This is a genomic window from Microcella sp. (genome assembly GCF_040286215.1).
Taxonomy (GTDB): Bacteria; Actinomycetota; Actinomycetes; order Actinomycetales; family Microbacteriaceae; genus Microcella.
Genome location: NZ_JAVKCK010000006.1, coordinates 331425 through 349478, shown reverse-complemented (window position 1 = coordinate 349478; position 18054 = coordinate 331425). Strand labels below are relative to the sequence as shown.

Genomic DNA, 18054 nt, shown 5'->3' with positions numbered 1-18054 from the left:
GGCAACCCCGAGCAGGCGGTCGAAGAGCTGAAGAAGTTCGAGGCTCTGGGGGTCGAGCACCTGGTGTTCGACTTCCGCTTCAAGTTCGACCGGTACTTCGAGCAGATCGAACTCCTCGGCACCGAGGTCATCCCCAAGATGCAGTGATGCCGTCCGCCGCGATGGGGCTTGCACCAGTGGTTCGACCGCGGCGACTCGACTCCACCCACCCCCTCCAGACCGTGGCGTCGCGATGAGGCGACCTACGCAGAACAGAGAGTTGTGAATCCATGTCCAATCCGGCGACAGAGAGTGCGGCTCGCACAGCCCCGTTCATCGACGTGAAGTCCGTCACCGTGCGCTACGACCTTTCGCGGACGGGCGGTACGCTCACCGCCGTCGAGGACGTCAATCTGACGATCTCCGAGGGTGAGTTCGTGACGGTGCTCGGCCCGAGCGGGTGCGGCAAGACAACCGTCATGAACGTCATCGCGGGCCTCGTGGAGGCGAGCGAAGGCGAGGTCCTCGTGGACGGTCGTCGAGTTGAGGGCCCTGGCCCCGAGCGGGCCGTGGTCTTCCAGGACTACGCGCTACTGCCCTGGCGCAGCGTCTTCGACAACGTCAAGTTCGGGCTTGAGATGCAGGCGCATCTCAAGTCTGAGGACTGGCGCATGCGGGTTCAGGAGGCGATCGACCTCGTGGGCCTGAGCGGATTCGAGAACTCCTATCCCCGGGAGCTCTCCGGCGGGATGCAGCAGCGCGTGGGCCTGGCGCGGGCGATCGTGGCGGAGCCGCGCATCCTGCTCATGGATGAACCGCTCGGCGCCGTCGACGCTCTCACGCGAGAGGTGATGCGCGATGAGATCGAGAAGCTGATCACGGCGACGGGCAAGACCGTGATCTTCATCACGCACTCGATCGAGGAGGCGATCCTCCTCGGAGATCGCATCGTGGTCTTCAAGAGCCACCCCGGTTCGGTGCTCGAGGAGATCACGGTAGACCTGCCGCGGCCACGATCTGAGCGCGGTGCCCAATCCGACCCGCGGTACCTCGAGTTGCGCGATCACCTCTGGGAGGTACTGCAGAACGAGGCCACGGCGGCGTCTCGCGGTGGTCGCGCATCATGAGTTCCCTGTTCGCCGTCCAGGCGGGCTCGCGAGGCTCCAAGGGTCTCGCAGGATTCATAGCCGGCCTCAGCCCGCGTGGTCGCGCGCTCCTCATCGCTGCGGAGATCGTGATCCTCCTCGTGATCTGGCAGGTGCTCGTCGGAAGCCTGGAGCTCGTCAATGCAGTCTTCTTCCCGCCGCCGCTCGACGTCGTCGACGGTCTCGGCGATCTCATCGCCGCAGGCACGCTCGGTCAGGCGGCCGCGAGTTCAGCACAGTCCTGGCTCACCGGATATGGCATGGCGGTTCTCATCGCCGTGCCCCTCGGCCTGCTCATGGGCACCTCAGTTCCCGTCGATCGTGTGTTCGGCCCGATCGCCTGGACGCTCTATGCGGCCCCGGCAGTAGCGTATGCGCCACTCACGAAGGCCTGGTTCGGCTTCGGGGCGGGCCCGGTCGTTTTCCTGGTAGTGATCAGTGCGGTGTTCCCGATCATGCTCAACCTCGCTGCTGGGATCCGCACGACGAGCCCGTCGCTGCTGCGCGCTGCACGCGTCTACGGCGCATCGCGGGGAGAGATCTATCGGAAGATCCTGCTTCCGTCGACCGTCCCCTTTCTCTTCGCCGGTCTGCGGCAAGGTGCCGTGCTGGCCACCATCGGAATGGTCGTGGCTGAGATCACAGGGTCGACGGTCGGCATGGGAGCGGTGATTATTCGATCCGCGAACACGTACAACACTGACCAGTCATTCGCCGCTATCGCGCTCATTGTCCTGTGGAGCATCAGCATGACCCAGATCGTTAGCTTGGTGGAGAGGATCGTCGCGCCGTGGAATCGAAAGAAGGTGAGCTCGTGAGCCCCACGATGCCCGTACGGGCAGTGACACAGTCCAGGTTCCGTACGAAGCGACGGGACGGCGAAGCGCGCTGGAAATTGCTGCTCCTCGGGGTGATCGGCGTGATCCTTCTCGTGTGGGAAGCTGTGGTGACCTGGCTCGAGCTGATTCCCGCGGTGTTCCTCCCCCCGCCGAGCGCCGTTGGCCCCGCCTTTGTCGAGCTCGTGTTGCGCGATGACTTCTGGTCCGCCTTCGCCTACAGTCTGCAGAACCTCGCGATCGGGGTCGTCTTCGCCGTCGTCGTCGGGGTCGTCGTCGGGCTCGCGGTCGGCTGGTTCCCCGTGCTTCGCTTCACCGTCGCGCCGTTCCTCTGGCTCTTCTACTCGACGCCGAAGGTAGCGCTGGCCCCCCTCATCATCCTCATTCTGGGCCTGGGCAACGAGTCGAAGATCGCGCTCGTCTTCCTCCTCGCGGTCTTCCCCATCCTCCTCAACACCATGGAGGGTGCGCTGACCGTGAACCGGTCGCTCGTGAACGCCGGTCGTGTCTTCGGGGCGAATGGAGTGAGTCTGGGCGTAAAGGTGCTCATTCCCGGCACACTGCCGTTCAGCCTCATCGGCATTCAGCGTGGCGCGGCGCTCGGTTTCACCGGCGCTGTTCTCGGAGAGTTCCTCGGCGGCGCAGGCGGGCTAGGTCACCTGCTCGAGCGCGCCACGTTCGACTTCAAGATGGACGAGGCCATCGCGATCGTCATCGTCATGGTGATCATCGCGAACCTGACGCTTACGCTCATCGGCATTCTTCGACGGCGATTCGCACCGTGGTACGACGACAAGACGACGGTGAGCGCGGGGTGATCGGCGCCGCCGACGGCCCGGGTCACGGTCACGAGAGGAAAGGACGCTGCGCATGCACCGAGAGACGATAACGCCGGAGTCGATCTACTCGCCCACGTGGGAGTTCAGCCAAGCGGTCAAGGTTCAGGATCCTCGAACGACTCTGTACGTGAGCGGCATCATGGGCTACCGACCGGATGGCACGATGCCGGAGGGAATGGTGGCTCAGGCCGAGCAGGCCTACGCGAACCTGCGCGCCGTTCTCGAGGAGGCCGGGGGATCCCTCGCCGACATCGTGAAGGTGACCGTCTTCGTCGGTGAGGACTTCATGTCCCATCGTGAGGAGATGCGGTCTGTCCGATCTCGTTTCTGGCCCTCCGCGCCCTACCCCGCGAGCACGCTCGTGCGTGTCGCCGGTTTCGCCAACCCTGAGTACCTGTTCGAGATCGAGGCAGTCGCCGCACTCGGATAGCGCACAGCCCGGCGGCCGGGGCCGCGCCAGCGGCTGGGAGGCGCCCCCCCCCCCGCCGCTTGCCGTTCGCACTCTTGTGCGCGCCGTTCGCTGCCCGCGCCGCAGCGCGACCGCGGCTCTGCGCGCCAGAGGACTCCAGCCGGTCGTGGTAACTCATGTGCGCGTGTCTCGACGTGGGATACGCGGATGGCCACCAGCGCGGCGACGGATTCGCCGCACTGATGGCTATCGCTGTGTCTCGCTGGAGTGCACTCTGCCGTGAGCCCCGGGTGGTTGCCGTGAGCTTCCTGCAGCAGTGGAGGAGAGAGAGGGCCTCCGCAGCTGCTCAGCACGGAAGGGGGCGACCCTGGCGGGCCGCCCCCTCTGGGGAACCGAAAGTCAGTTCCGCACGAGAACTACGGGTAGTTCAGCTCGTCGCCGGTGACTCCGTCGTTGTCGATCCCGAGGAGCTCTTGGGCTTTGAGCAGATAGCCCAGGTCCACGTTCTCCGAGAAGTCGAGAGGCTGAAGGGACTGGGTCTCGATTGTGATGTCCCATGCCTCCTCATCGACGTAGAGGTTCGGGCAGGCGAGGTGGCCGTCGAGAACCCACGGGGTGTCCTGCACGCGCAGGTCCGCGACGTCGAAGTCGGCGGCCTCGTAAATGTCGAGCACCTCATCCTTGTTCTCGGGCAATTCACCCAGACCAGGGGCCGTGATGAGGTCAAGCGCCTTCATCGTCGCCCGCAGGAAGCGGACGGCCGAATTCGGGTTCTCAGCAAGCCAGTCGGAACCGGCGAGGTGGAAGTCGTTCGCCCAGTTCTGCACTGATTCGATGATGATGTTCGCCCCGTACTCCTCAAGCGCGGGACGATCGTCGCCGTAGAACGGGATGACGCTCACGCGGTCGTTGACGAGGAACTCACGCCAGGTTGCAGAGTCGGGCCCGGGGTAGACGATTTCGACGTTTACGGTGTCCAGATCCCAGCCGTAGTCTGCGAGAACGCGAGCGCGCTGGAACTCCGCGGGGTCGCCCGCGGTGCCGGCCAGCACGACGGCCGTTCCATCGAGGTCCTCGATGGAGTCGATGTCAGGCTGCGTGGCGAAGTCGAAGTTCTGGCGGCAGTAGTGGCCGCTCAGGAGCTCGATCTCGACGCCTCCGCGGATCGCCTCGATCACGGCGCCGGCGCTCTCGACGCCGATGTCTGCGCTACCGCTCGAGACCGCAGCGGCGACGTTGTCGGCCGTGATGACCTCGACCGTAAGTCCCTCTTCCTCGTACCAGCCCTTCGCCGACGCGACTTCGTACATCGAATACATCGTGATGTCGGGGAAGGGGATGGCGACGGTGATGTCGGTGTCCTCGGCCGGACCGATCTCGCCCTCGGGGAACGTGACGCCCTGCGAGGAGTCTCCGTCGCCGGGCGCTGCGCCGTCGTCGGTACCCGGATCTGCAGCGCATCCCCCGAGTAGCGCCATGGTGGACAGCGTCGCGATCGCGCCGACCCCCAGCTTTCGTGTGAGTGTGCTCATAGCTCTCTCTTTTCCTCTCATGGTGAGGCGCGGGCGCTTCCACGTTCGACACGGCACCCTTGCCTGTGTGCTGGATACGGTATCCAGAATGTGCTTTGCTGTCTACAGACGGTCACCAAATCGTGATACGGGGATACTCAGGGGCACAAGTCGTCGCGATCGGCGCAGATTGGGAGCAGACATGAGCAACGCGCAGCGGCCATCCATCGCAACCGGCATGAACGATCTCCGGTCGGCCATAGCTCGAGATCCGCAAAGAGGCATCATGCGACCGTGGATCTCAGCGCGAGTCGTGGACGGCGTGCATGGAGCGGCAGAGTTCGAGCAGTACGGGCGTCGATTCCGCTTCGACTGCGACGAAGCTCACGAGAGAGGCGGCTCTGAAGCGGGCCCGAGCCCCATGAGGTATCTCCTCGCCTCCATCGCGTTTTGCTCTCAAGGCTGGATCGCGAAGTCGATCCTCGAGCGCGGTGTTCCCGCGCGGGTTGCGGGCGTCGACGTTCGCACGATACTCGATATGGGGGGTGAGCTCGGTGTGCCCGGCGCCACCGTCTATCCGCCGTGGTTCGTCGTCGATGTCCGCATTGAGGATGCGCGAGGCGCCGATCCTGATGCCCTCGTTCTCGCGGTGCAGCACGGCGTTGAGCACTGCCCGATTACCTCCCTCGTACTGCAGTCGGTGCCCGTGCACCTTGTGGTGCGGACTGACGACGACGTGGTTCTCGACGACCGCCCGCGCGACGTTGTGCGGGCCGACAGCACGCCCGTGAGCCGATGAGCGCCGACACGCTGCTGCGCAATGCGACGGCGATCACGATGGACCCTGATCTCGGCGTCATCGCTCGCGCAGACCTTCTGATCAGGAATGGGTCGATCGTCGAAGTGGGCCCCGCCGGCACCGTGGGCACGGTCGACGTGGATGAGATTCTCGATCTCGACGGCCGAGTGATCCTCCCCGGTTTCGTGGACACTCATCTCCACCTCTGGAACAGCATGTTCCGGGGCATCATCACGGGCTACGGCGGTCGGGCGTACTTTCCCGTCAAGCGGAGACTCGCTGCGCACGTGAGGCCTGAGGACACCGCTGCGTCGACGGCGCTAGGGCTCGCGGAGTGCATCGGGGCGGGAATCACGAGCGTCGTGAACTGGCATCACAACCTTCGCTCGCCGGACGACGCCGACGCGACGATCGACGCGCAGGTGGCCTCGGGCGCGCGGACGCGTCTCGCCTATGGCAACCCCGATGCCTGGAACGCCTCTCGCCCCATGGACTTGATCGACGTCGCGCGCCTGCTGAGGGCGCCCTCGAGGCCGCGTTTCGACGTCGGCCTCGCCGTACGCGGCCCGACACGGGCTGAAGAGCATGTCGTGCTCGAGGAGTGGACGTTCGCGCAGGAGTCAGGGCTGCCGTTGACCCTGCATATGGGCGGACGGCGCGCGGATGTGGATCGGTATGCCGACATCGCACAGATGGACCGTCGGGGCCTCCTCATCCCGCAGCTGCAGGTCGTCCACGCGGTGGACGCGACGCCGTCAGAGCTCGTGCTCCTCGGCGAGCGCGGAGTGTCGCTCTCTGTCAGCCCGGTGACGGAGATCACGTCGATGGGGGTGCCTCCGGTGACTCAGGCGATGGCTGCCGGAATGACGGTGAGCTTGTCCAACGACTCGCTCGCTCTCCCCGGGCGGGCCGACATGTTCGCACAGATGCAGGCGCTCGTGCGGCTCACGCAGTTCGCGGACCCGGGGCGTGCGGTATCGCCGCAGCGTGCCCTGCAGCTGGCGACCATCGAGGGGGCGCGCGACCTCGGATGGGAGAGCGAGGTGGGCAGCCTCAGCCCCGGCAAGCGGGCCGACATGATGATTCTGGATGCTCGGCTGCCCGGAATGGGCCCGGGCGTCGATCCCGTGCACACCGTAGTGATGGCGGGAGGGGTGGAGCATGTTCAGCATGTTCTCGTCGATGGCGAATGGCTCAAGCGGGACGGGCGACTTGTCGCCGACACGGAGCGCGTCGTCGAGGAAGCGAGGGGCGCGATCAGCGCCGTGATGGAGCGTGCGGGCTGGCCACTAGACGACCTGGAAGGGTTGATCGGCGGTGTGGGTATGGACGAATGACCCCTTTTTTGGATACTGTATCCATAGATACTCACGGGTCACCGGCCGGTGACTAACAGCTCGGGAGAAGGGAGACTCATGCGCGCTGCACGACTCGCATCCAGCGGGATGGAGCACCTCGCAGTCGAGGAGATCCCTGCACCGGCGCCCGACCCGGGGGAGGTGCTCGTGCGGGTCGAGGCGGTGGGCATCAATCAGCTCGACCTCAACGTGATCGCCGGAGTCGGACCCGGAGCCGCCGCACAGTTGCCGCGCACCCTGGGCATCGACCCCGTCGGACGCATCGTCGAGCTGGGAGACGGCGTGACGGACTCCCTGCTGGGTCTTCGCGTCGCCGTGAAGCCGAACATCCCCTGCGGTCGATGCGCCTACTGCCAATCCGACCAGGAGGGGCTGTGCCCCAAGCAGACCGTGGTCGGAGTGCACCGTGATGGCGGAGCTGCAGAGCTCGTCGCGGTGCCGGCATCCAGCGTCTTCGCCATTGACGACATCCCCGTCGAGCACGCGGTCGCCGCGATGCACAGTCTGCCGATCGTGATTCGGGCGCTGCACGCGGCGGGAGACATCTCCACCGGTCAGACGGTCGTTGTCTCCGGCCTCAGCGGCGTCCTCGGACACGTGGCCGCCCAGTACGCCCTGGACCGCGGGGCGCGCGTGATCGGCTGCGCTCGCCGATCCGTCGCCGTGCCGGAGGGAGTGGACCTCGTCGTCGCGGCTCCGTCCGATCTCGGTTCGGCTATCCGGGAGCGCGCTCCCGAGGGTGCAGACCTCGCCCTTGACACGACTGGCAGCGCGACCGTTGCAGGCGAGCTGGCGACCGCGCTGGGATGGGCGGGGCGGCTCGCGCTGTGCACCGCCTCCGTCTCGACCGCTCTGTCGCTCGACATGAGAGCCCTGTACCTGCAGCGACAGACGATCGTGGGCTCCGCGAGCGCGCACTACAGCGATGTCAGGCTCGCGCTGGATCTCGTGCGGCGAGGCATCGTCACGCCGCGCATCGATCGGGCTTTCGACTTGTCCTCCATCAGTGATGCCTATGCGCGATTCACTGCCGAGAACCGCACGGGAAAGGTGGTCGTCCATGTCGCCCCAGGAGAGTGAGGCTCAGACTGGTCCCCTCGCGCGAGTGAGAGTCATCGAACTCGGCCAGTACATCGCCGGGCCCTACGCGGGCAAGCTGCTTGCCGACTGGGGAGCAGACGTCATCAAGATCGAGTCCCCCGACGGCGACCCCATGCGGCGCTGGGAAGGCAAAGCAGGGTACAGCCCACAGTTCGCCGCCTACAACCGCGGCAAGCGCAGCGTCGTCCTCGACTTGAAGACCGACAGCGGCCTCGCGGCACTGCTGCGGCTCGCGCGCGACGCGGACGTCGTGCTCGACAACTTCCGGCCGGGAGTCGCTGACCGTCTGGGCTTCGGGCCGACGGCGCTCGCGGCGCTCAACCCGCGCGTCGTGACGTGCTCCATCACTGGATTCGGCGCGGTGGGCCCGATGGCGCACCGACCCAGCTACGACACCGTCATCTCCGCCGTGGGCGGCATGTACAGCCAGATCGTCCCGGCAGACTCGGTGCGCCCGCTGGGGCCCGCCTTCTCCGACCTCCTCGCCGGGCAGGCCGCCGTGCAGGGCGTCCTCGCTGCGCTCGTCTCCCGTGCGACAAGCGGGATAGGGCAGCACGTCTCCGTGCCGATGGTGGGGGCACTCGTGGACTTCCTCACCGAGTCGGCGTCGACCTACCTGCAAACAGGGGCGGTGTCCCATCCGGATACGCGGCCGAGGCGTGCCCAGGCCTTCGGGCTGACGGCGAGCGACGGCAAGGCGTTCGTAGTCCACCTCTCCGTCCCCGAGAAATTCTGGCGCGGCCTGCTCGACGTTATCGAGCGCCCGGAGCTCGCGGACGACCCTCGCTTCGCGGCACGGGAGGGTCGCGTGAAGAACTACGACGAGCTGGACGCCGAGCTCAAGTCCGTCGCGGCGACGCGGCCCCGGGCCGAGTGGTTCGCGCGACTCGAGGAGCACGACATTCCTCACGGCCCCCTCAACACGGTCGCCGATCTCTTCGACGACCCCCAGCTGGCGGCGATGGACCTGGTGGAGGATCTCACGCTTCCCGATGGAAGCGTGGTGCGAACGCCCCGCAATTCCCTGGGCTTCTCGCAGTCCGCCCGCCCCAGCTACACCGCTGCCCCGTTGCTGGGGGAGCACACCGAATCGGTGCTCGACGAGGTCGGGCTACCGTGAGCGCGCAAGGAGAGAGTCAGTGAGCATTCCCGAGCACATCGTCGCGATCGACGCCCACACGCACCCGCAGACGGAGGAGTTCATCGCCGCCATGGGTCAACGGCATCAGCAGATGTCGCAGCACTTCGGGCGCCAGCGCCCAGTCGTGAGCTTCGCGGAGCAGGCGGACGCCTACCGTGAGCGCAAGATGATGGCCGTCATCGTCAACTCAGACTCCGAGACCACGAGCGGCATCAAGGGCGCCCCCAACGACCTGCTCGGTCGGGCTCAGGCCGAGCATCCCGACGTATTCCTCGCCTTCGCCGGAATCGATCCCTGGAAGGGTGCCGCAGCGATCGAGGAGATCAAGAGGATGCACGGCGAGTACGGCATCAAGGGGGTCGGGGAACTCAACCCCTCCCGACAGCGCTTCCTGCCCAACGACCCCCGCTTCGCCCCGATCTGGGAGACCTGCAGCGAGCTCGGTCTCGCCGTCATGTTCCACGGCGGCTTTCCCGGAGCCGGAGCCGGCACCCCGGGCGGCGGCGGCTACCGCCTCGAGAACGCGAGGCCGATTCCCTACATCGACGATGTCGCGGGAGAGTTCCCCGAGCTGCGGATCATCAGCGCGCACCCGGCATGGCCGTGGCACCTCGACAACCTCGCGATGGTCTGGCACAAGTCGAACGTCTACCTGGATCTCTCGGGGTGGGCGCCGAAGTACCTGCCGCCGGAGGTCGTGCGCTATGCCGACTCCCTCATCTCGGATCGCGTGCTCTTCGGTTCCGACTGGCCGGTCATGACCGCCGACCGGTGGATGACCGAGTTCGAGGCACTGCCCTTCAAGGCCGAGTCTCGGCAGAAGATCCTGCTCGACAACGCGCGCGCGCTGTTCGACCTCTGAGGGCGGAAGGACCCGACATGGCACACCTCGTGATGGCCGCGGCCACACCGCACAATCCCCTGCTCTGGCGCACGATGCGAGACCCTGTTCCCGACGACCTTCGGGGAGTGGCGGACAAGTTTTCTCTCATCGGCGCCACGATGCGCGAGCTCGGCGTCGACGTCATCGTGGAAGTGGGCACCGATCACGTGCGGCAGTTCTTCTCAGACAACTGCCCCGCCTTCATCATCGGGAAGGCCGACAGCTACCACGGCACGTTCGAGAACGAGGTGCGCACCTTCGGAATGGAGTACTGCGAGGTGCGCGGGCATCGGGAGCTCGCCGACCACATCGCGGGGCGCACCGTGCTGACCGACACGATCGACTTCGCCGTGAGTCACGAGTGGCGACTCGACCACGGGTTCATCATTCCGCTCGCCTACACGACCCCGGCGTTCGACATCCCCGTCGTGCCCATCCACGTGAACGCCACTCTCCCACCCCTCCCGCGCCCCGAGCGCTATGCCGTGCTGGGCCGGCACATCGCCGAGAGCGTGCGCTCGTGGGAATCGGATGCGCGTGTCGCTCTCCTAACCTCCGGACACATGGCGACCGAGATCGGCGGGCCGCGGCAGTTCCTCGGCGCCGGGTCTCCAGACCCGGAGTTCGACCGCGAAGCCGTCTCGTGGTTCCGCGACGGCGACCTCGAGGCGGCGATCGCCGGCTGCACCTTCGAGCGAGTCATGGCGGCGGGCAACGTGACCTATCAGCACGTCAACATCATCTCCGCACTCGCGGCGATGGACGGTCGCCCCGCCGACCTAGCCGAGGCGACCGAGTCACGGTACGCCTCGAGCCCCTTCTTCCTCTGGAGGAACGCATGAGCAAGTACATGATGAACAAGCTCATGAGAGCGATCGAGATGAGTGATCGCTCCGTGGAGTCCTATCTGCGCGACACGGAGGCCTTCGTCGACGGCTGGCTCGCGGGCGGTGCGGGGCCTGATGCGGTCGCCGACGACCGGGTACTGACCGACGAGGAGAGGTCGGCGTTCATCGCGCGCGACGAGGGCGAGTTGTATCGACTGGGGGCGCATCCCTATCTTCTCTGGCACTTCATCGAAGCCGTATGGGTGCACCAGGTCGACTGGCCCGATCTCAACGAGCGGTACCGTGCGGCGGTTCGACCCCACGGGTATCCGGACTACGTGGCGTGATGCCGAGCGCGCGCCGCGGCAGAATGAGGGCATGACACAGCCGCGTCTGACGATCTTCGCCCTCGAGGGCCTGCCCGAGTTCGCGTCGGGCGTCGACCTGCCGGCCGCCCTCGCCACAGCGTCTGCGCAGCAGGGCGTCGAGCCGGGCGACATCCTTGCCGTCACGAGCAAGATCGTGAGCAAGGCTGAGGGACGCATCGTGGCCGCCGCCGACCGCGAGCAGTCGATCACCGAGGAGACCGTGCGGGTCGTCGCCACGAGAGAGCACCCTGGCGGCGTGACGCGCATCGTCGAGAATCGTCTCGGGCTCGTCATGGCGGCGGCGGGAGTGGACGCGAGCAACACCGCCGAGGGCACGGTGCTGCTGCTGCCCCTCGATCCGGATGCGAGCGCCAGCGCGATCCGAGTTGCCGTCAGCGCGGCCATCGGCGGCGAGGTCGGCGTCATCATCACGGACACTGCGGGGCGGGCCTGGCGGGAAGGCCAGACGGACATCGCGATCGGCGGCAGCGGCGTGCGCCTCCTGGATGACCTGCGCGGGCAGCCCGACGCTCAGGGCCGGCTGCTCGACGTGACGGCTCCCGCGCTCGGCGATGAGCTCGCGGCAGCGGCCGACCTCGTCAAGCGGAAGGCGCTCGGGCTTCCGGTCGCCGTCATTCGGGGCATGACGCACCTGCTCGATCCCGCCGCTGCCGGCGCCCGCTCGCTCAATCGGGCCGCCGCCGACGATCTCTTCTCTCTCGGCACGGCGGAAGCCCGCGAGCAGGGTCGACGCGAGGAGCGTGCCGCACGCGCCTCCGGCGCGTACCTGCACAACGACTGAGCGCGGGGTCGCACGCGGAAGCGACCGTCGGTACGCTGACCCCACCGCACCACAACATGATGGGGAATCCTCGACGTGCGAGAGGGGGCATCATGCGCCGAATCGCCGAGTGGCGCCGACACGCGCCCCTGACCGTCGTGCTCGGCGCGATCCTTCTGCTCGCAGCGTGCGCGGAGCCGGAGCCCGAGAGCCCCGTTCCCGTGCACCCCTCCGAGGCGCAGGGCATCCAGCCTCCCCCGGGCGTCGAGCTCACCGAGAGCGAGTGCCTCGTCGGCGGGTGGCGCGTCGCCGGGGAGCCGCTGCGCGACTACCTGCGCGCTTTCGGCCCCGGCACCGATGTCGAGGTCGGCGGCCATCTCACCCTCGGCTTCACCGTCGATCGCTACTACGTCGAACCCCGCGTCGGCATCACGTGGCAGAACCGCGGGGAGGAGAGCCTCGCCTCGTTCGTGGGGGAGAGCGAGGGTTCCTACAGGATCGTCGACGGGATGCTCGAGGCCGCCGAGGAGCGGGACGATCTCGCCCTCGTCGACGTCGATCAGGGTCAGCGCAGCAGCGTCGACGAGCTCTTCCTGCGGCCGGTGACGGTCAACCCGATCACGGGGGCCTCCGTGGCCTGCTCCGGAGACGCATTGAGCATCACGACGACCGTCGGAGGGTTCGACGTGCGTCTCGACTTCGCCCGAGTGCGCTGACACGGCGCAGAGACCGCGCTCAGTTGGCGGGCCGAGAACTCTCGGCGGATTCGTCACCTCCCCGTGGCAGACTTCACCGCGTGACGACGTCGACGAGCACCGCGCCCGCGCCGACCCCCTCGGCGAGCGAGCCCTCCGCCGACGCGCCGATGAGCCCCGAGGAGTTCGGAGAGCTCGCGTCGAGCATCCGACTCGCCATGAACGGGGTCATGGACGGCAAGCCGGACGCCGTCGACACGGCGCTCGCCGTGCTGCTCGCAGAAGGCCACCTGCTCATCGAAGACGTTCCCGGCGTGGGCAAGACCATGCTCGCCCGCGCTCTCGCGCGGTGCATCGACGGCAAAGTCAACCGCATCCAGTTCACCCCCGATCTGCTGCCCGCCGACATCACCGGGGTGAGCGTCTACCGCCAGCAGCTCGGCACGTTCGAGTTCACGCCCGGCCCGATCTTCGCCCACATCGTCATCGGCGACGAGATCAACCGGGCGAGCCCCAAGACGCAGTCGGCGCTCCTGGAGTGCATGGAAGAGGGGCAGGTCACAGTCGACGGGCACACCCACGCGCTCTCCGCCCCCTTCCTCGTCGTCGCGACGCAGAACCCGATCGAGATGGAAGGCACCTACGCCCTGCCCGAGGCCCAGCGCGACCGGTTCATGGCCCGCATCTCTATTGGATACCCCGATCCAGAGAGCGAGGCCCTCATGGTGCGGGATCGCGAGCACGGCAGCCCTCTTGAGCGCCTCGCGCCCGTCGTCGACATTGCGGCGCTGAGGCGCATGATCGCGACGGTCCGAGAGGTCTACGTGAGCCCCGCTGTCGAGCACTACGCAGTCGCGATCGTGCAGGCCACCCGCGACGACCCCGCTCTGCGGCTCGGCGCGAGCCCCCGCGCCACCCTGCAGCTCGTACGCGCGGCCCGAGCCCGCGCCGCCATGGACGCGCGGGACTTCGTGCTGCCCGACGACATCGACGCCCTCGCGACGACCGTGCTGTCTCACCGCATGCTGCTCGTGCCGAGAGCCCAGCACCCCGACGGCCGACCCGCGCGCAGCGTCGACGAGGTTGTCGACCGCATCGTCGCCGCGACGACCGTGCCGGTGCCGATCGCCGGGGGCTGAGCCGATGCCGCGGCTGACCGCTCGCGGCGGGATCTTCCTCGTCGTCGGTGTCGGCCTGCTCGCTCTCTCCTATGCGGTCGAGCGGCCCGAACTGCTGCCGGCTGGTGCCATCGCTGTCGCCGCACCGCTTGTCGGCCTCCTCGTCGTCGCGAGCACGCGCCCGAACGTCGTCGTCTCTCGCCGCTTCGAGCCGTCGGTGGCTGTACAGGACGAGGTCGTGCGGGTGACGACCACGGTCGCGGGCCGGTCTCGCTCGGCCGAGTGGGTCGAACGCGTACCCATGCCGCCCGGTTTCGCCGGGCCGGGGCGCCTCGCTGACGTGCGTCTCACGCGCCCCGCCCAGTTCGGCTATCGCTACTGGCCTGAGCGCCGAGGGCTCGTCGAGGTGGGGCCCCTGCTCATCGAGGATCGCGACCCGTTCGCTCTCGCGGTGCGTGTCACTGACACGAGAACGGTGACCCCGCAGCTCGTACTGCCTTCCGTCATGCCTCTTCCGGTCGGGCCGGTTCCGGCTCCCGTGAGCGTGACGGGCACCCGCAGTGCGCGGTCCCGCACGCGCAGCGACGACGACGTCGTCACCCGCGAGTACCGCGACGGGGACGCCCTGCGGCGTGTCCACTGGCGGGTGACCGCGCGCCAGGGGGAGCTCATGGTGCGCCAGGACGAGCCGCAGGCCGGGCCGCGCAGCCGGATCATCATCGACACCCAGCGCTCCGGGTACCCGGACACCTCCGGGCGCAGCGCGCTGTCGAGCAGCATGTTCGAGTGGGCGGTGCGCTTCGCCGCCTCCGTCGCCGTGCACCTGGACGAGCGCGGATACGCGGTCGATCTCGCGACACCCGCGCCCGGGCCCGTCGATGCCCCGCACGCTGACGGTCCGGCGGGTGCCGCGCTCGGGGAGCTCGCTCTCCTCGAGCTCGGCGCCGACGACCCGCACCGCGAGCTCTCCGCAACGGGGGGCACCCTCCCCGTCGTCGTCGTCGCGGCGCGCCCCGACGCAGCGACGGTGAGCTGGATGCTCGGCCATCGCACCTCGTCGTCGGCAGCGGCTCCCGCTCTCGCGGTGCTCGTGGACGACGATCCGGCGCTCCTCCTCCCGGCCACGACTGTGTCGGCGACTGCGCGACGCGATGACGATGCCGCCAGTGAGACCGCCGCGCAGGCGTTCGCCCGGGCCGGCTGGATCGTCGCACGTGTGCCGCCCTCAGCCACGCCAGCGGAGGCCTGGCACGCGCTCGCCGGTGTGAAGCTCGATGCGCTGGGCGCCTCTGCGACGCGTGAGCCCACGACGGTGGTGCGCGATGCGTGACGCGAAGCGCGTGCGGTCACGACCGGCATCGGGGCTCGCACTGTCTGTCGCCGTGCTGCTCGCGATCACTGCCGCGCTCACCTCGTTCTCCGTCGTGCTTGAGGAGGGCGGCTGGCTGCTCTCGGCTCTCCTGACAGTCGCCGCGGTGATCTCGGCGGGCGCCGTCGCGCGCCATCGTGTGCAGGTCTGGCGACCGCTGTGGTCTCTCCTGGCGGCGGCGGCAGCGGGCGTTCTCAGCCTGCAGCTGCAGTTCGCGGCCGACACGGCTCTGCTCGGTGTTGTGCCTCTCGCGGGCACTCTCGAGCGTGTGACAGAGCTCATCCGGGCAGGCGAGGTGTCGATCGCGGAGCAGGCGGTTCCCGCCGAGGCCGACGCAGGTCTGCGCTTCCTCATCGCCGCCGGCGCGGGCATCATCGCCCTCCTTTGCGATGGGGTCGCGAACGCCAGCCGTCGCCCCGCGCTCATCGCGCTGCCGCTGCTGGGCATCCTCGCGATTCCCGTCATCGTGGCCCCCGGTGCCCTGCCGCTGGCCTCGCTCCTGGCCACCGCGACGGCGTACCTCGCGGTGCTCGCACTGCATCGCCCGGCCGCCAACGGGGGGCTGGCGGGGGCCAGACGCGCCGCCGTCGTCGGCGCCAGCGTGCTCATCGCAGCACTGGTTGTGCCGCCCGTTCTGCCGCCCGTCGTGGCGGGAGCAATGGTGCCAGGTGGGGGTATCGCTGGGCTGTCGGCGGGCATCAATCCCGTGCTCGAGCTGGGCGACGATCTACGCAGGCCGACCGCTGTGACGGTTCTGCGGTACTCGACCGACCAGACCACGGGTCTTTACCTGACTCTCGCGCATCTGGACGAGTTCGACGGCCAGACGGTGCAGCCGGTGACAGGGGGCGAGTCGCGCGCACTCGACGACATCGGCCCGCCGTCGTGGCTCGGCGCCGGAGTCGAGCGCTCGGAGGTCTCCACGCGGATCGAGCTCGAGAACGTGCGGACCAGGTGGGTGCCGCTTCCGAGTGCGCCCGTGTCGCTCGCCGGGCTCGCGGGCGAGTGGCTCGTCGCCGACGACGGCATCACGGTGCAGTCGCCGGAGGGGGTGCTGAGAGAGGGCGTGTACACGGTGCGGAGTCTCGACGCCCAGCCGTCGGCGGCTCAGCTGGAGGGGGCGGGGGTGAGTGCGACCGGCCTCGAGGCGTACCGCGCTCTGCCCGATCTTGATGCGACGGTCGAGGAGACCGCTCGCGAGGTGGTCGACGCAGCCGACGCGACCTCGCCCTATGCGCAGGCGCTCGCGCTGCAGCGGTTCTTCACCGGCGGCGAGTTCGCCTATTCGGAGGACGCACCGGTCGAGGGTGGGTACGACGGTTCCGGTGCCGACATCGTCGCGACGTTCCTCGACGTGCGCGCCGGCTACTGCGTGCACTTCGCGAGCGCCATGACGCTCATGGCGCGCACGCTCGGCATTCCCGCCCGCATCGCTGTGGGCTTTCAGCCGGGGGTGGCGAGCGCGGACGCGCCGGGCGAGTACGTCGTCAGTTCCGACGACCTGCACGCGTGGCCTGAGCTGCATTTCGACGGCATCGGCTGGGTGCGCTTCGAACCGACGCCGTCGCGAGGGGAGTCTCCCGGCTACGCGGACCCGACCGCGCCCGTCGAGGGCGTGGATGCCGGGCAGCCGGAGGACGCGCCGGCCGAGGATGAGCAGCCCGCACCCGTCGACGAGGAGCAGGTCGATGCCGGGATCGCCGACGAGCCGCCAGCGGGCATCCCCGACCTCATCGACGGCGGCGATGACGGGCAGGGTGGGGCCGCCTCCCCGGCCGGCATCCTGGTGGATGCTCGATCTCTCACTCTGGCCGCCCTCGGCTTGCTCGCGCTCGCGCTCATCGCGCCCGGGGTGTGGCGAGCTGCCCGACGCGCACGCCGGCGGCGCTCGCGCGACCCGGTGGAACGCTGGCGCGAGGTGCGCGACACGGCTCGCGACCTGGGACTGCCGGCCGAGACGACGCGCACTCCGCGCGCACTCGCCGCTCTGTGGAGCGCTGCCGTTGCCGACCTGGATGCCTCCCTCGCGCCATTGCTTGAGGCCGTGGAGAAGCGGGCGTACACGCGTCAGCAGGGGGACGACATCGAACCTCCCGCGTTCGGGGAGGTGCTTCGTCGACTGCGCGACTCGGTGCCATGGTGGCGACGCGCTGCGGCGATCGTGCTGCCGCTCTCGCTGCTCGATCGAGCGGCTGATGGTGAAGGGCGGCCGCGCTCCGCAGTCGACGGTGCGCGAGCCTAGTCTGGAGCGGTGCCCGCTCTCACCTCTCTCGTCATCCCGGTGAAGGCCGGTGCCGGTGCCAAGAGTCGACTCGTCGGCGACGCCGCGAGCCGCGCGGCGCTCGCCCGTGCCATCGCCCTCGACACCGTCGTCGCCGCGCGTGAGAGCGACGCGGTCGGCGAACTCGTCGTCGTCGGCAGCCTGTTCTCGCCGGTCGCGGGGGTGCGCGTCATCGACGATCCGGGAGGAGGGTTGAGCGGCGCGGTCGACGCGGGGCTCGCCCTGCTGGACCCCGGCTGCCCGAGTGCAGTGATGCTCGGTGACCTGCCGGCGCTCAAGCCCGAGGAGCTCGCGACGGCCTTCGCGGTGGCGGCTGAGCACGATCGCGCCTTCGTGCCGGATACCGAAGGCACCGGATCGACCCTCATCGTGGCGCGCGCCGGTGTGCCGCACGCACCGCGGTTCGGGCCGGCCTCCGCGGCGCGGCACCGAGCGGAGGGCTACGTCGAGCTGGAGTTCGCTCGGCTCAGCGGGCTGCGCCGCGACATCGACACGCGCGAGCAGCTCGAGGCCGCGGCATCCCTTGTTCTGGGTGTGCGCACCCGCGCGCTGCTCAGCGGGAGCGCAGGAGATCGTCGGGGGTGAGCACTTCGTCGGGGTGAAGTCGAACCCCG

General features: G+C 68.5%; 18 protein-coding genes. 17 read left to right on the top strand and 1 reads right to left on the bottom strand.

All coding sequences use genetic code 11. The annotated features are described in order from the left end of the window. Nucleotides 1–269 precede the first annotated feature (269 nt). Genes RJQ01_RS04025 through RJQ01_RS04010 form a run of 4 tightly spaced genes read left to right on the top strand, consistent with a single transcriptional unit; the run spans nt 270 to nt 3229 of the window. On the top strand, nt 270–1106 hold the full coding sequence (locus tag RJQ01_RS04025; RefSeq protein ID WP_350475426.1) for an ABC transporter ATP-binding protein: 837 nt from the start codon (nt 270–272) through the stop codon (nt 1104–1106). Beyond that, a complete protein-coding gene (locus RJQ01_RS04020) occupies nt 1103–1942 on the top strand; it encodes an ABC transporter permease (RefSeq protein WP_350475425.1) in 840 nt (279 codons plus the stop codon). Before RJQ01_RS04025 ends, RJQ01_RS04020 begins: the two co-directional genes overlap by 4 nt. After that, entirely contained in the window at nt 1915–2778 is an 864-nt protein-coding gene (locus RJQ01_RS04015; protein ID WP_350475424.1) for an ABC transporter permease, read from the top strand. The genes RJQ01_RS04020 and RJQ01_RS04015 overlap by 28 nt, the downstream gene beginning before the upstream one ends. A gap of 52 nt (nt 2779–2830) precedes the next feature. Next, on the top strand, nt 2831–3229 hold the full coding sequence (locus RJQ01_RS04010; protein WP_350475423.1) for a RidA family protein: 399 nt from the start codon (nt 2831–2833) through the stop codon (nt 3227–3229). 395 nt (nt 3230–3624) lie between these two features. On the opposite strand, the gene RJQ01_RS04005 is transcribed toward RJQ01_RS04010, so the two are convergent. Then, complete coding sequence (locus tag RJQ01_RS04005) at nt 3625–4740, bottom strand: ABC transporter substrate-binding protein (RefSeq protein ID WP_350475422.1); 1116 nt, start codon at nt 4738–4740, stop codon at nt 3625–3627. Between the two features lie 265 nt (nt 4741–5005). Between RJQ01_RS04005 and RJQ01_RS04000 the strand changes: the two genes are divergently transcribed. The 13 genes from RJQ01_RS04000 (at nt 5006) to cofC (ending at nt 18025) form a co-directional block, all read left to right on the top strand. Continuing rightward, nucleotides 5006–5518 (top strand): OsmC family protein, encoded by a 513-nt coding sequence (locus RJQ01_RS04000; RefSeq protein WP_350475421.1) that lies wholly within the window; start codon nt 5006–5008, stop codon nt 5516–5518. Beyond that, a complete protein-coding gene (locus RJQ01_RS03995) occupies nt 5515–6855 on the top strand; it encodes an amidohydrolase family protein (protein WP_350475420.1) in 1341 nt (446 codons plus the stop codon). The genes RJQ01_RS04000 and RJQ01_RS03995 overlap by 4 nt, the downstream gene beginning before the upstream one ends. A gap of 78 nt (nt 6856–6933) precedes the next feature. Continuing rightward, a complete protein-coding gene (locus RJQ01_RS03990) occupies nt 6934–7956 on the top strand; it encodes an alcohol dehydrogenase catalytic domain-containing protein (protein WP_350475419.1) in 1023 nt (340 codons plus the stop codon). A 25-nt stretch (nt 7957–7981) separates the two neighbouring features. After that, nucleotides 7982–9097 carry a CaiB/BaiF CoA transferase family protein gene (locus tag RJQ01_RS03985; protein WP_350475418.1) on the top strand — a complete coding sequence of 372 codons (1116 nt, stop codon included), beginning with the start codon at nt 7982–7984 and terminating at the stop codon, nt 9095–9097. Between the two features lie 19 nt (nt 9098–9116). Beyond that, a complete protein-coding gene (locus RJQ01_RS03980; RefSeq protein ID WP_350475417.1) occupies nt 9117–9980 on the top strand; it encodes an amidohydrolase family protein in 864 nt (287 codons plus the stop codon). A gap of 17 nt (nt 9981–9997) precedes the next feature. Then, entirely contained in the window at nt 9998–10843 is an 846-nt protein-coding gene (locus RJQ01_RS03975; protein WP_350475416.1) for a DODA-type extradiol aromatic ring-opening family dioxygenase, read from the top strand. Then, nucleotides 10840–11175, top strand: a complete 336-nt coding sequence (locus RJQ01_RS03970) for a hypothetical protein (RefSeq protein WP_350475415.1) — start codon at nt 10840–10842, stop codon at nt 11173–11175. The genes RJQ01_RS03975 and RJQ01_RS03970 overlap by 4 nt, the downstream gene beginning before the upstream one ends. 31 nt (nt 11176–11206) lie before the next feature. Beyond that, entirely contained in the window at nt 11207–11998 is a 792-nt protein-coding gene (cofE, locus tag RJQ01_RS03965; RefSeq protein WP_350475414.1) for a coenzyme F420-0:L-glutamate ligase, read from the top strand. Between the two features lie 92 nt (nt 11999–12090). Continuing rightward, the gene (locus RJQ01_RS03960) at nt 12091–12693 is read left to right on the top strand and encodes a hypothetical protein (RefSeq protein WP_350475413.1); all 603 of its coding nucleotides are present in this window, start codon (nt 12091–12093) and stop codon (nt 12691–12693) included. Between the two features lie 149 nt (nt 12694–12842). Then, the gene (locus RJQ01_RS03955) at nt 12843–13811 is read left to right on the top strand and encodes an AAA family ATPase (protein ID WP_350475435.1); all 969 of its coding nucleotides are present in this window, start codon (nt 12843–12845) and stop codon (nt 13809–13811) included. A gap of 4 nt (nt 13812–13815) precedes the next feature. Then, nucleotides 13816–15120: a DUF58 domain-containing protein gene (locus tag RJQ01_RS03950; RefSeq protein WP_350475412.1), complete on the top strand. Its 1305-nt coding sequence runs from the start codon at nt 13816–13818 to the stop codon at nt 15118–15120. Beyond that, the gene (locus tag RJQ01_RS03945; RefSeq protein WP_350475411.1) at nt 15113–17401 is read left to right on the top strand and encodes a transglutaminase TgpA family protein; all 2289 of its coding nucleotides are present in this window, start codon (nt 15113–15115) and stop codon (nt 17399–17401) included. Before RJQ01_RS03950 ends, RJQ01_RS03945 begins: the two co-directional genes overlap by 8 nt. 9 nt (nt 17402–17410) lie before the next feature. Next, a complete protein-coding gene (gene cofC, locus RJQ01_RS03940; RefSeq protein ID WP_350475410.1) occupies nt 17411–18025 on the top strand; it encodes a 2-phospho-L-lactate guanylyltransferase in 615 nt (204 codons plus the stop codon). Nucleotides 18026–18054: the final 29 nt, after the last annotated feature.

Coding starts and splice junctions, on each gene's coding strand:
- RJQ01_RS04025 (WP_350475426.1), top strand. CDS start 270: ATGTCCAATCCGGCGACAGAGAGTGCGGCTCGCACAGCCCCGTTCATC.
- RJQ01_RS04020 (WP_350475425.1), top strand. CDS start 1,103: ATGAGTTCCCTGTTCGCCGTCCAGGCGGGCTCGCGAGGCTCCAAGGGT.
- RJQ01_RS04010 (WP_350475423.1), top strand. CDS start 2,831: ATGCACCGAGAGACGATAACGCCGGAGTCGATCTACTCGCCCACGTGG.
- RJQ01_RS04005 (WP_350475422.1), bottom strand. CDS start 4,740: ATGAGCACACTCACACGAAAGCTGGGGGTCGGCGCGATCGCGACGCTG.
- RJQ01_RS04000 (WP_350475421.1), top strand. CDS start 5,006: ATGCGACCGTGGATCTCAGCGCGAGTCGTGGACGGCGTGCATGGAGCG.
- RJQ01_RS03995 (WP_350475420.1), top strand. CDS start 5,515: ATGAGCGCCGACACGCTGCTGCGCAATGCGACGGCGATCACGATGGAC.
- RJQ01_RS03990 (WP_350475419.1), top strand. CDS start 6,934: ATGCGCGCTGCACGACTCGCATCCAGCGGGATGGAGCACCTCGCAGTC.
- RJQ01_RS03975 (WP_350475416.1), top strand. CDS start 9,998: ATGGCACACCTCGTGATGGCCGCGGCCACACCGCACAATCCCCTGCTC.
- RJQ01_RS03970 (WP_350475415.1), top strand. CDS start 10,840: ATGAGCAAGTACATGATGAACAAGCTCATGAGAGCGATCGAGATGAGT.
- cofE (WP_350475414.1), top strand. CDS start 11,207: ATGACACAGCCGCGTCTGACGATCTTCGCCCTCGAGGGCCTGCCCGAG.
- RJQ01_RS03960 (WP_350475413.1), top strand. CDS start 12,091: ATGCGCCGAATCGCCGAGTGGCGCCGACACGCGCCCCTGACCGTCGTG.
- RJQ01_RS03955 (WP_350475435.1), top strand. CDS start 12,843: ATGAGCCCCGAGGAGTTCGGAGAGCTCGCGTCGAGCATCCGACTCGCC.
- RJQ01_RS03950 (WP_350475412.1), top strand. CDS start 13,816: ATGCCGCGGCTGACCGCTCGCGGCGGGATCTTCCTCGTCGTCGGTGTC.
- RJQ01_RS03945 (WP_350475411.1), top strand. CDS start 15,113: ATGCGTGACGCGAAGCGCGTGCGGTCACGACCGGCATCGGGGCTCGCA.